At 65.1% G+C, this 10,823-nt stretch carries 14 protein-coding genes; 11 read left to right on the top strand and 3 right to left on the bottom strand.

Translation table 11 applies throughout. The annotated features are described in order from the left end of the window. The coding region (locus EN745_RS20340; protein ID WP_145992078.1) for an EAL domain-containing protein at positions 1–832 on the top strand (832 nt) is incomplete at its 5' end. A gap of 7 nt (positions 833–839) precedes the next feature. Here the strand turns inward: EN745_RS20340 and EN745_RS20335 are convergent. Then, the gene (locus EN745_RS20335; protein WP_126058315.1) at positions 840–1,376 is read right to left on the bottom strand and encodes a GNAT family N-acetyltransferase; all 537 of its coding nucleotides are present in this window, start codon (positions 1,374–1,376) and stop codon (positions 840–842) included. A gap of 210 nt (positions 1,377–1,586) precedes the next feature. Between EN745_RS20335 and EN745_RS20330 the strand changes: the two genes are divergently transcribed. Further along, entirely contained in the window at positions 1,587–2,042 is a 456-nt protein-coding gene (locus tag EN745_RS20330; protein WP_127422101.1) for a DUF2214 family protein, read from the top strand. 51 nt (positions 2,043–2,093) lie between these two features. Here EN745_RS20330 and nth read toward each other — a convergent pair whose 3' ends face one another. Continuing rightward, a complete protein-coding gene (gene nth / locus EN745_RS20325) occupies positions 2,094–2,900 on the bottom strand; it encodes an endonuclease III (RefSeq protein WP_127422100.1) in 807 nt (268 codons plus the stop codon). Between the two features lie 22 nt (positions 2,901–2,922). On the opposite strand from nth, the gene EN745_RS20320 reads away from it, so the two are divergent. The 9 genes from EN745_RS20320 to EN745_RS20280 all read left to right on the top strand — a co-directional run bounded on the left by EN745_RS20320 (position 2,923) and on the right by EN745_RS20280 (position 9,728). Beyond that, positions 2,923–3,417 (top strand): DUF2244 domain-containing protein, encoded by a 495-nt coding sequence (locus tag EN745_RS20320; protein ID WP_126058312.1) that lies wholly within the window; start codon positions 2,923–2,925, stop codon positions 3,415–3,417. A gap of 145 nt (positions 3,418–3,562) precedes the next feature. After that, the gene (locus EN745_RS20315; RefSeq protein WP_245487777.1) at positions 3,563–4,468 is read left to right on the top strand and encodes a bifunctional helix-turn-helix domain-containing protein/methylated-DNA--[protein]-cysteine S-methyltransferase; all 906 of its coding nucleotides are present in this window, start codon (positions 3,563–3,565) and stop codon (positions 4,466–4,468) included. A 241-nt stretch (positions 4,469–4,709) separates the two neighbouring features. Next, positions 4,710–5,180: a hypothetical protein gene (locus EN745_RS20310; protein ID WP_127406196.1), complete on the top strand. Its 471-nt coding sequence runs from the start codon at positions 4,710–4,712 to the stop codon at positions 5,178–5,180. Positions 5,181–5,203: 23 nt separating this feature from the next. Further along, entirely contained in the window at positions 5,204–5,596 is a 393-nt protein-coding gene (locus EN745_RS20305) for a hypothetical protein (RefSeq protein ID WP_126058310.1), read from the top strand. Beyond that, the gene (locus tag EN745_RS20300) at positions 5,563–6,102 is read left to right on the top strand and encodes a hypothetical protein (protein ID WP_126058309.1); all 540 of its coding nucleotides are present in this window, start codon (positions 5,563–5,565) and stop codon (positions 6,100–6,102) included. Before EN745_RS20305 ends, EN745_RS20300 begins: the two co-directional genes overlap by 34 nt. Further along, on the top strand, positions 6,077–6,559 hold the full coding sequence (locus tag EN745_RS20295) for a hypothetical protein (RefSeq protein ID WP_127422099.1): 483 nt from the start codon (positions 6,077–6,079) through the stop codon (positions 6,557–6,559). Before EN745_RS20300 ends, EN745_RS20295 begins: the two co-directional genes overlap by 26 nt. Positions 6,560–6,649: 90 nt before the next feature. Then, positions 6,650–7,549 carry a ribokinase gene (locus EN745_RS20290; RefSeq protein ID WP_127422098.1) on the top strand — a complete coding sequence of 300 codons (900 nt, stop codon included), beginning with the start codon at positions 6,650–6,652 and terminating at the stop codon, positions 7,547–7,549. Positions 7,550–7,557: 8 nt separating this feature from the next. After that, on the top strand, positions 7,558–9,009 hold the full coding sequence (locus EN745_RS20285; protein ID WP_127422097.1) for an amidase: 1,452 nt from the start codon (positions 7,558–7,560) through the stop codon (positions 9,007–9,009). A gap of 104 nt (positions 9,010–9,113) precedes the next feature. Then, entirely contained in the window at positions 9,114–9,728 is a 615-nt protein-coding gene (locus EN745_RS20280; RefSeq protein ID WP_127422096.1) for a LysE family translocator, read from the top strand. A gap of 138 nt (positions 9,729–9,866) precedes the next feature. On the opposite strand, the gene EN745_RS20275 is transcribed toward EN745_RS20280, so the two are convergent. Beyond that, positions 9,867–10,808 carry a nucleoside hydrolase gene (locus EN745_RS20275; RefSeq protein ID WP_127422095.1) on the bottom strand — a complete coding sequence of 314 codons (942 nt, stop codon included), beginning with the start codon at positions 10,806–10,808 and terminating at the stop codon, positions 9,867–9,869. Between the last annotated feature and the right edge of the window lie 15 nt (positions 10,809–10,823).

Here is a 10,823-nt window from a genome sequence, read left to right as displayed (position 1 = left end):
GGCCTGGGTGCAGCGTCTGCACGCCGCGCTGGAGGAAAACCGCTTCAGGCTCTATTGCCAGGAGATATGGCCGCTCAGCGCCGCCGCGGCGGAAGGCGGGGCGCATCTCGAAATCCTGCTGCGGCTGACGGACGAGGATGGTTCCATTGTCTCGCCGGCCAGCTTCATTCCGGCAGCCGAGCGCTACGGGCTGATGCCGTCGATCGACCGCTGGGTCGTGCGCGGCACCTTCGCCGTTCTGGCCGCGCGCCTTGGCGATCCAGCGGCCGCTCCGATCGCCACCTGCGCCATCAATCTGTCCGGGGCGAGCTTCGGCGACGAGACGTTTCTCGACTTCCTGCGCGAGCAGTTCGAGATCAGCGGCATCCCGCCGAAGCTCATCTGCCTCGAGATCACCGAGACCAGCGCCATCGCCGACCTCGCCAACGCCATGCGCTTCATCGCCCAGTTGCGCGAGCTGGGCTGCCGCTTCGCTCTCGACGATTTCGGCTCCGGCATGTCGTCCTTCGCCTATCTGAAGCACTTGCCCGTCGACTATCTGAAAATCGATGGCAGCTTCGTCAAGGACATGCTGGAGGATCGCATCGACCGTGCCATGGTCGAGATGATCCATCATATCGGCAAGGTGATGGGCAAGCGCACCATTGCCGAGTTCGTTGAAAGCGAGAGCATCGTCACGGCCTTGAAATCGATCGGCGTCGACTATGCCCAGGGCTATGCGATCGCCAGGCCGCAACCGTTCGATCTACGCACGAAATTGCTAGACCCCGGCGCCGCGCCGCACGCTGGTACGCAGAACGCCGTGGCGCGAAAGCTGCTCAAGGCTGGATGACGGGGCTCTACCGCCGCTCCAGCAGGATCGTCGGATTGTCGTGATAGGTGGTGCGCAGGATTTCCCTGTAGCCGCACTTGGCCGCAACATTGAGCGACGCTGTGTTTTCCGGATCGACGATGCAGACGGTTCTGGCCGGTGAGAACGTCACGTCTCCCCAGGCGAGAGCGCGCTGGACCACTTCGCTCGCCAGTCCCCGGCCATGCGCTTCCGAGGCCAGCGCCCAGCCGGCCTCCGGCACGCCATCGATCGATGGCTCGATATCGCGCTTCAAATCGTGGAAGCCAGCCTCGCCGATGAAGCGGCCGCTCGCCTTCTCCTCGATCGCCCAGAACCCATAGCCAATCAGCGACCACAGCCCGGCATGGCGCAGGAAGCGCATCCAGCTCTCCTCGCGCGTGCGCGGCTTGCCGCCGATGAAGCGGGTGACGGCGGGATCGGCCCACATGGCGACGTAGGCGTCGAAATCGTCCAGCCGGTGCGCCCGCAGGATGGTCCGCGCCGTTTCGATGACCGGCACGCCGGTTGCCTTTGGACTGCCCATGGAACTTGCCTCGCTTGAACGTCAAGAAGGCGCCTAGCAAACCTCCCGCACCGAACAAGGGCCACGGCGGTCCGGATCATCCTCCAGACCAGAACGTCCCATCACGCCAGGGCAGCTAGCTGCCCGCCGTGTCTGGGAATTCTGTCCGGCGATGCTAGTCTTAGCGGAAATCTGATTCAGCCCGCATATCATCCAACCAGAGGAAAATGCATGGATACCACCGACCTCGTGCTGGCCATCATCCATCATCTGCTGGTGTTTTCGCTGGCCGGCATCATCGGCGCCGAATTCGTGCTGATCCGCGGCGATCTGCCCGCCGCGACGCTGAAGCGCCTTGTCGGCATCGACCGCCATTACGGCATCATCGCCGCGCTGATCGTCATCGTCGGCGCCGGCCGTGTCTTCTACGGCCTGAAGGGCTGGGAGTTCTACATCTACAACTGGATGTTCTGGGCAAAGATGACGGCCTTCGTCATCGTCGGCCTTTTGTCGATCATCCCGACCGTCCGCTTCATCTCCTGGAACCGGCAGACCGGCGCCACTCCCGGCTTCCAGGTGCCGGCGGCGGAGCTCGCCTCGGTCAAGACCTATGTCCGCGCCGAAGCCTTCATCTTCCTGCTGATCCCGGTCTTCGCGGCGGCTATGGCGCGCGGCTACGGCTCCTGAGCAATTCCGGGAAACTGCGCGGCGCGGTCTCCGTCCGGGTTGCGCACCGCTTCAAGCCTCGGCGGCAACCGTCTCCGAAAGCGGCGCGATCGGCACCAGCGGCGCCGGCATCTCGGCCGTCTTCTCCGCCGCCTTGCAGATGTCGGCGATGACGCAGGCCGGACAATCCGGCTTGCGCGCCTTGCAGACATAGCGGCCATGCAGGATCAGCCAGTGATGCGCATGGCGCATATACTCGGCCGGGATGATCTTCAGCAGCCCCTGCTCGACCTGTTCCGGCGTCTTGCCGGGCGCCAACCCGAGGCGGTTGCCGATGCGGAATATATGCGTGTCGACCGCCATCGTGTGCTGGCCGAAGGCCATGTTGAGCACGACATTAGCGGTCTTGCGCCCGACGCCCGGCAGCTTGATCAGCTGGTCGCGGTCGGCGGGCACCTCGCCGCCATGCTCGTCGATCAGCGCCTTGGACAGCGCGATCACGCTCTTGGCCTTGTTGCGCCAGAGGCCGATGGTGCGGATGTAGTCGCCGACTTTCGCTTCGCCGAGCGCCAGCATCTTCTGCGGCGTGTCGGCGACCGCAAACAGCGCCCGCGTCGCCTTGTTGACGCCGGCATCGGTGGCCTGCGCCGACAACACCACCGCCACCAGCAGCGTGAAGGCGTTGACATGCTCGAGCTCGCCCTTCGGCTCCGGTCGCTGCACCGAAAACCGCCGGAAAATCTCGCGCACCTCGGCCGAGCTGTAGAGGGGCCGTGATCGCGTCGGCCTCGGCCGCGGTTTGGCGTTCGAGCCGTCGCGCCGGCCGGGCGGCAATGCATTTTTGGCCATCGGGGATTTTTTCGTCTTGGGGCTTGCCATTCCCTTCCTATAATATCCAGGCATGAGCGACACAAACGCCTCTTTCCAGGCTGACGAGCCCTTCTTCCATGCCTTGCTGACACCGCACCGCTCGCTCGGCCGCACCGGCTTCATCGTCCTTATGGGCGCGCTGTCCTTCGGCTGGCTGGCCACCGGCGCCTTCTTCCTGTCGCGCGGCGCCTGGCCGGTGTTCGGCTTCTTCGGGCTCGACGTGATCGCCGTCTACATCGCCTTCCGCGTCAATTACCGTGCCGCCCGCGCTCGCGAGGAAGTCTCGGTGTCGCGCACCAGCCTCGACATTCGCAAGACCGCGCCATCGGGCAGGTCGGAGGCGCACCGCTTCAATCCGTTCTGGGCGCGCTTCTCAATCGCCCGCCATGCCGAGATCGGCATCACCAGGATGGCGGTAGAGGCACAGGGACAGATCGTGTCGATCGGGTCCTTCCTCGACCCCGTCTCCCGCGAGAGCTTTGCCACCGCTTTTTCGCGCGCGCTCGCGACCGCCAGGGCGCGCTGACTGTCGAATTTGCGTTATCCGGCGGCCGGCTTTCCACGCCTTGCCGTAGGAATTCAAGCACGTCGCGGGCGGGCGGCAGCAGGGCAAGTTTCGGGTGGTGGCAAAGGGCGGGAAGACCGATATTCGCGGTCAAGGAGATATTGCCATGAACGCCCAGATGACCATGAATACGCAGATGAAACCGACCGCGATCCTTGAGAACGAAGCTACTCCCAAGGGCAGCGACTACGAGGTCGTGCGCCGCGCCATCGAGAAGATCAGTCTCGACTATCGCGACCAACCTTCGCTCGAGGATCTGGCCGATGAGGTCGGCGAGACGCCGACGGGTCTGCAGAAGCTGTTCACCCGCTGGGCCGGCCTGTCGCCCAAGGCCTTTCTGCAGGCGGTCACGCTCGACCATGCGCGCCGGCTGCTCGATTCCGGCATGCCGCTGCTCGAAACCTCGTTCGAGCTCGGCATGTCGGGCCCGGGACGGCTGCATGACCTCTTCGTCACCCATGAAGCGATGTCGCCGGGCGACTACAAGACGCGCGGCGCCGGCCTCACCATCCGCTACGGCTATCACATTTCGCCTTTCGGCATCGCCCTGATCATGGTCACCGACCGCGGGCTTGCCGGCCTCGCCTTCAACGATCCCGGCGGCGAGCGCGCGGCCTTCGCCGACATGTCCGGCCGCTGGCCGAACGCGGCCTATGTCGAGGACATGAGCTCTACAGCGCCCTACGCCGCGCGCATCTTCGATCCAAGACTGTGGCGCGCCGACCAGCCGCTGCGCGTGGTGATGATCGGCACCGACTTCCAGTTGCGCGTCTGGGAAGCCCTCTTGCGCATCCCGATGGGCAAGGCCTGCACCTACTCTTCGATCGCTGCCAGCATCGGCGCGCCGAGCGCCAGCCGCGCGGTGGGTGCCGCGGTCGGCGCCAATCCGATGTCGTTCGTCGTGCCTTGTCACCGCGCGCTCGGCAAGTCCGGCGCCCTCACCGGATACCACTGGGGCCTGACCCGCAAGCGTGCCATCCTCGGCTGGGAGGCGGGACAGGTCTCGTCCTGAAACGTCGATATTTTCGAGTTTTGTTGCACAAAACCGTGGATCAAAGTATAAACAAGTATTCCTACATTTATCGCCTTTGCCCCCAAATTTATAGGCATTACAACCGGCGACAACCTGTGGTTTCGCCGGTTTTACTCTTTTTAGGCAAGTGAAGACATTTCATTTTACCCTAAATTAACTACGATAAAGCGAAGATGCCTTTGTATTAAGTCGGACCATCCGGCTTGATAGGAGGGTTTCGATGAAGTTCTTTCGCGCCGTCATCGGTGCGGCACTGCTGGTCGCCTGCATCGACCAGACCGCATCCGCAGCCACCGGAAACGTGCTGTTCAACGGCACGATCACCGCGACCTGCACGATCACGATCAACTCCAACGGCACGATGACCGTCAGCACCAATCTTCAGTCGCTGAGTTCCCACAATGCAGGCGGTTCGGCCGGCAGCGCCCAGGTGGATACCACCGGCGGCGTCACGCTCAGCGTCGACCCGGTCACGACCACCACCGTGCCGGCCTCAGATGTCACGGCCACCACATGGACCCCGACCTTCGCCACCTCCGGCGCGCAGACCATTGCCGAGACCGGCACCGCGACCGCGCTGACGGTACCGGGCACATCGACGGTCGCGGTCAATCTTGCCGGCACCAAGAGCGGCTCGAACCGCTTCTCCGCCGGCAACTACCAGGCAACCGTCACACTGCGCTGCGAATAGCCTTCTCGCGAAAGGAGCGGTCTTTGAAAAAGGTTGGAATTCTGACGGCGGCGCTGGCCGTCGTGTTGTCTCCCCTTGCCGCGACGGGCCAGTCGATGACGCCGATGCGCGGCGAGGTGAGGTCGTTCACCGATGCTTTCGCCGTCCGCGTCTTTCCGGGCAACCCGTACGACCAGCGAATTCGCGTCGAGGTTCATGTCTACGACCAGGATTTCCAGCCGATAGCCGCCAGGATCACGCCCAGCGCCTTTCTTCTGGCCGGCCAGGCATCGCGTCCGGTTCTGGTGGTCGTGCCGTTCGACGGCGCGACCGAGCGTAAAGTGCGTATCTGTACCGAGAGTATCCCCTTTCCAAGCGAGCAGACGCAGATAAGGGCACAGATATGCGGAAAGTTCTTCGGACATCGCAGGTCCTGACCCTCTCCTTGCTGTCCGCTTTGGCGGTCGTGAGTTCGGGGTTTGCCGAGGACATACTGAACCTGAACCAGAACCAGACGGGTTTCACCCTGCCCGGTGTCACCCTTCCCCAGGGCCAGGACGAGGTGCATGCTTCCGACGGCACCACCTGCCGCTCCTCGGTTTCCGGCAGTGGCGCCTATCTCGACGTCGGCGTCATCAGAGGCAACAACAGCAGCCAGTCGAACAGCGACATCGCCACCTATGGCCGCGTGGTGGTCCCGATCGGTCGGACGCCGAAGCGTGTCGATTGCAGCCGCCTCTACGAGCTTGAGGTCGAGCGCCTGCAGATGGAACTGAAGCTGCTCAAGATGGGCCTCGGCGCCGACGGCCAGACGACGGGCAGCGTGGCTGCCGCCGGTCCCACGGCCGCTCCCGCTCCCGCAACCGCTTCGGCCGGATGGGCCAACGAAGGCTGGAGCATCAGAGGTACGAACGGCGATGGCAGGAAAAAGAAGAAGAAATAGCCGCGCCCTGCTTGCGGTGGCAGCACTTGCCGGCCTCTGCTTTCCCGCGCAGGCGGCGATCGTCGGCACCTGCACGATCGTGATCGGCGCCTCGGGAACGATGACGTCGAACCCCGCCATCAACATCCTCGGCTCCAAGCAGGCGGGCGGGTCGAGCGCCGGCGCCACGATCACCGCAAGCTCGCTGCTGTGCTCGATCCTCAACCTGCTCGACTGCTTTTCGGTTTCCGCGCCGGCGCCGATCGCCTTCACTTCGGCTCCAAGCGGCGGCGACACCAACGTCACCTTCGCCACCGTCTTCCGGCTCGACGGCTCGGGAACGGACACTCCGGGCAGTTCGCCGCAGCGGGTGATCAACGGCACACACACCATGCTGGTCGACCTCACCGCCACCAAGTCGCCGGGCATCTTTCCGGCCGGCACCTATCAGGGCACGGTCACCGTGCGCTGCGAATGAGCAAGTGGCAGCCGGCGCGGAGCCCTATTGTGGGCTGGCAAGCGGCGCTCTTACAGGCTAGCTTCCCGCGCAGTCAGCAGGAGGCACTTCTTGATTATCGTTGTCGGCTCCATCAACCTCGACCTCATCGCCAATGTCGACCGCTTGCCGGCGCCCGGCGAGACGGTGCGTGGCTCCACTTTCGCCACCGCGCCCGGCGGCAAGGGTGCCAACCAGGCGCTGGCCGCCGCGCGCGCCGGCGCCAAGGTGCGCATGGTCGGCGCCGTCGGCAAGGATAGCTTCGCCGCCGAGGCGCTGGCTTTGCTCACTGGCAAGGTCGATCTCTCCGGCATAGGCGAGAGCTTCGCTTCGACCGGCACGGCCCTGATCCTGGTCGGCGCCGACGGTGAAAACGTCATCGCCGTGGTCCCGGGCGCCAATGATTCGGTGCTGCCCGGCGATATCGCCAAGGCACAGCTCAAGAAGGGCGACGTCGTGCTGCTGCAGCACGAGATCCCCTTGCAGACCGTTGACGCCACGCTGGAGGCGGCGCGGGCGGCCGGCGCCATCAGCGTGCTCAACACCGCGCCGTTTCGCGCCGAGGCATCCAACCTGCTAAGCAAGGCCGACTATGCCGTCGCCAACGAGACTGAATTCGATCTCTATGGCGAGGCGCTGTCGCTCAGCGGCCGTGATCGCCCCGCGCGGATGCGCGACTATGCCGGCAAGACCGGGGGTACTATCGTCGTCACCCTCGGCGGCGATGGCGTGTTGGCCGCGACGCCCGACACGTTCCTGACCGTGCCGGCGCTGGAGATAACCCCGGTCGACACGGTCGGCGCCGGCGACACGTTTTGCGGTTATTTCGGTGCCGGCCTGTCGTCGGGCCTGCCGCTCGAACAGGCGCTCGCACGCGCCGCCACCGCCGGCTCGCTCGCTTGCCTGAAGCCGGGCGCGCAGCCGGCCATTCCGTTGGCAAAAGATGTCGACGCAGCCCTCCCAGGCGCGTGACGACGGCCATGCGTCCCAAGACAAAGCATGCCGTTCCGCCGGCCGGCGACATCTGCCGTCTGTCCGCCGTGGAGCTAGCCGGCGCGATCGGGCAGCGCCGCCTGTCGGTGCGCGAGGTGGTCGCAGCTTTTCTCGACCGCATCGAGGCGGTGAACCCGCAGGTCAACGCCATCGTGTCGCTGCGCGATCGCGCCGGCATCCTCGCTGAGGCCGACAGCGCGGATGCCCATCTGGCGCGCGGCGGTGAGACGGGAGCATTGTTCGGCCTGCCGATTGCGATCAAGGACCTGGCCCTGACCAAGGGCCTGAAAACCACCTTCGGCTCGCCGATCTTCGCCGACTTCGTCCCCGGGGAGGACGACTTCTTTGTCGAGCGCGTCCGCAAGGCCGGCGCCATCATTATCGGCAAGACCAATGTCCCCGAATTCGGGCTTGGCTCCAACACCTACAACAATGTGTTCGGCCCGACGCTCAACGCCTTCGATCCGGCCTTGACCGCCGGCGGATCGAGCGGCGGCGCGGCGGTGGCGCTTGCGCTCGACATGGTGCCGATCGCCGACGGCAGCGACTTCGGCGGCTCGCTGCGCAATCCCGCAGCCTACAACAACGTCTATGGCTTCCGCCCCTCGCAGGGGCTGCTTCCCGCCGGGCCGGACATCGATGTCTTCCACGCGCAGATGGGCGTGGAAGGGCCGATGGGCCGCAGCGTGCGCGACATCGCGCTGCTGCTCGACGAGCAGGCCGGCTATCATCCGCGCGCCCCGTTGTCGCACGACAAGCAGGGTTCCTTCCTCGACGGATTGTCGACGAAGGCAACTGGTGGCCGCATCGCCTGGCTCGGCGATCTCGGCGGCCACCTGCCTGTCGAGCCGGGCATAGTCGATCTTTGCCACGCCGCGCTCGCCCGTTTCGCCGATGCCTCCTTCCACAGCGAGGCGCAGGTGCCGGATGTCGATTTCGAGGCGCTGTGGCAGGCCTTCGTCACGCTGCGCCAGGCGAGCAGCGGCTGCGCGCTCAAGGTCCACTACGACGATCCGGCCAAGCGCAGGCTGCTGAAACCCGAAGCCGTGTGGGAGGTGGAGCAGGCGATGCGCCTCACCGCGCCGCAAGTCCATGCCGCAACGGTGAGGCGCTCGGCCTGGCACCGAAAGCTGCTGTCGATCTTCGACCGGTTCGACCTGGTCGCGTTGCCCACCGCGCAGGTCTTCCCTTTCGAAGTCGCCACCGACTGGCTGCGTGAGGTGGCCGGTCGAGCCATGGACAGCTACCATCGCTGGATGCAGGTCTCCGCCTTCGCCACGCTGGGCGGCTGTCCGGCGCTCAACGTACCCGTCGGTTTCGACGGCAAGAGCCGGCCGATGGGCATGCAGCTGATCGGGCCGCCACGCGGCGATCTCGCCGTGCTGCGGGCCGGCGCGGCCTACGAGGCGACACTGCCCTGGCAGGCAGGCGCAAGCTGAGGCCGGCTATCGGCGGCAGGCTGGCGCTTGCGCCCACACCGGCGCCGTGCATTGATCGGGCCCGGCCGCCACCGGATCGGTGCCATCTTGCTTGAGGAAAGACCATGTCGCTGGAACTTTACGCCACCTATGTCGTCGCCTGCATCGTCATCATCCTGGTGCCCGGTCCGACCGTCACACTGATCATCGCCAACAGCGTCCGCCACGGCGCGCGCGCCGGCCTTGCCAACGTCGCCGGCACCCAGGCCGGCCTCGCCATCATGATCGCCATCGTCGGCATCGGCCTCAACACGCTGATATCAGGCATGGGCCACTGGTTCGAATGGGTCAGGCTGATCGGCGCCGCCTATCTGATCTGGATGGGCGTGCAGATGTTCCGTTCGAAAGGCACGCTGAACCCCGACGGATCGGCCAGGAAGCCGCGCGGCGGCTTCTTCCTGCAGGGTTTCCTGGTGGCGATCAGCAATCCGAAGACATTGGTGTTCTTCGGCGCCTTCTTTCCGCAGTTCATCGCGCCGCAGGGCAACTACACGCTGCAGATCGTGGTCATGGGCCTGACCGCGATGATCTTTGCCGCCATGTCGGATTCGACCTACGCGCTTGCCGCAAGCCGCGCCGGTCGGCTGCTGTCGGCCAGCCGCGTCAAGCTGATGTCCCGGATCAGCGGCAGCTTCCTGGTCGGTGGCGGCCTCTGGCTGGCCTTCTCGAAGGCGAAGTAGCGCCCCGTTTACGGGGAGAGGGTGGTCGCGAAGCGACCGGGTGAGGGGCAGCGCCAGGGCAGGCAAAACACCGACATTCGCGCCACCCCTCATCCGCCTGCCGGCACCTTCTCCCCGTAAACGGGGAGAAGGAAGCTTTCAGAGCCGCCCTAGCCGCTCGACCAGCAGCGCGAAAAACGCGTCGTGGTCGATGTCGCGCATCACCATGGCGTTCTTTTCCCGCTTGGTCACGCCCCACCAGTCGATCACCGTCATGCCCATGGTGAGCTCGGAAGAGGTCTCGACGCTGACGTTGCAGTTGCGGCCCTTGAACAGCTCGGGCTTGATGAGATAGGCGATCACGCACGGATCGTGCAGCGGCCCGCCGTCGGTGCCGTATTTCTCCTCGTCGAAACGCTCGAAGAACTCCAGCATCTCCGACGTGGCGATGCCCACCTTGGTGCCGAGATCGCGGAAAGCCTGCGTGCGCTTGGCGGTGGTCAGCGCCTTATGTGTGACGTCGAGTGGCATCATCACTATCGGAATCCCGGACTTGAACACCACATCGGCGGCCTGCGGGTCGACATAGATATTGAATTCGGCGGACGGGGTGACGTTGCCACCCTCGAAGAAGCCGCCGCCCATCAACACGATTTCCTTGATGCGCGGCGCGATCCGCGGCTCGCGAATCAGCGCCAGCGCGATGTTGGTGAGCGGTCCGAGCGGGCAGAGCGTGATCGTGCCGCTCTCTGCGCGCATTAGCGTCTCGACGATGAAGTCGACAGCGTACTGATCCTGCAGTGGCATCGTCGGCTCGGGCAATTGCGGCCCGTTGAGGCCGGTCTTGCCATGCACTTCCTCGGCGGTGACGAGTTCGCGCGCCAGCGGCCGGATGGCGCCGGCATAGACCTTGATATCGGGCCGACCGGCCAGCTCGCAGATCTTGCGTGCATTCTTTTCGGTCAGCTTCAGCGGCACGTTGCCGGCAACGGCGGTGATGCCGACGACCTCCAACTCGGCGCTGCCGAGCGCCAGCAATATGGCAACGGCATCGTCCTGGCCGGGATCCGTATCGATGATGATCTTGCGTGACTGCGGCATTTCAATTCCTTCTGG

It is taken from the genome of Mesorhizobium sp. M4A.F.Ca.ET.022.05.2.1, assembly GCF_003998845.1.
Lineage (GTDB): Bacteria > Pseudomonadota > Alphaproteobacteria > Rhizobiales > Rhizobiaceae > Mesorhizobium.
This window is presented reverse-complemented; position numbering and strand designations above follow the sequence as displayed.

Excerpts from the sequence above, each read along its gene's own strand:
- EN745_RS20285 (WP_127422097.1), top strand. The coding sequence starts at position 7,558 with ATGCGTCCCAAGACAAAGCATGCCGTTCCGCCGGCCGGCGACATCTGC.
- EN745_RS20320 (WP_126058312.1), top strand. The coding sequence starts at position 2,923 with ATGAGCGACACAAACGCCTCTTTCCAGGCTGACGAGCCCTTCTTCCAT.
- EN745_RS20295 (WP_127422099.1), top strand. The coding sequence starts at position 6,077 with ATGGCAGGAAAAAGAAGAAGAAATAGCCGCGCCCTGCTTGCGGTGGCA.
- nth (WP_127422100.1), bottom strand. The coding sequence starts at position 2,900 with ATGGCAAGCCCCAAGACGAAAAAATCCCCGATGGCCAAAAATGCATTG.
- EN745_RS20300 (WP_126058309.1), top strand. The coding sequence starts at position 5,563 with ATGCGGAAAGTTCTTCGGACATCGCAGGTCCTGACCCTCTCCTTGCTG.
- EN745_RS20330 (WP_127422101.1), top strand. The coding sequence starts at position 1,587 with ATGGATACCACCGACCTCGTGCTGGCCATCATCCATCATCTGCTGGTG.
- EN745_RS20315 (WP_245487777.1), top strand. The coding sequence starts at position 3,563 with ATGAACGCCCAGATGACCATGAATACGCAGATGAAACCGACCGCGATC.
- EN745_RS20275 (WP_127422095.1), bottom strand. The coding sequence starts at position 10,808 with ATGCCGCAGTCACGCAAGATCATCATCGATACGGATCCCGGCCAGGAC.
- EN745_RS20280 (WP_127422096.1), top strand. The coding sequence starts at position 9,114 with ATGTCGCTGGAACTTTACGCCACCTATGTCGTCGCCTGCATCGTCATC.
- EN745_RS20310 (WP_127406196.1), top strand. The coding sequence starts at position 4,710 with ATGAAGTTCTTTCGCGCCGTCATCGGTGCGGCACTGCTGGTCGCCTGC.
- EN745_RS20335 (WP_126058315.1), bottom strand. The coding sequence starts at position 1,376 with ATGGGCAGTCCAAAGGCAACCGGCGTGCCGGTCATCGAAACGGCGCGG.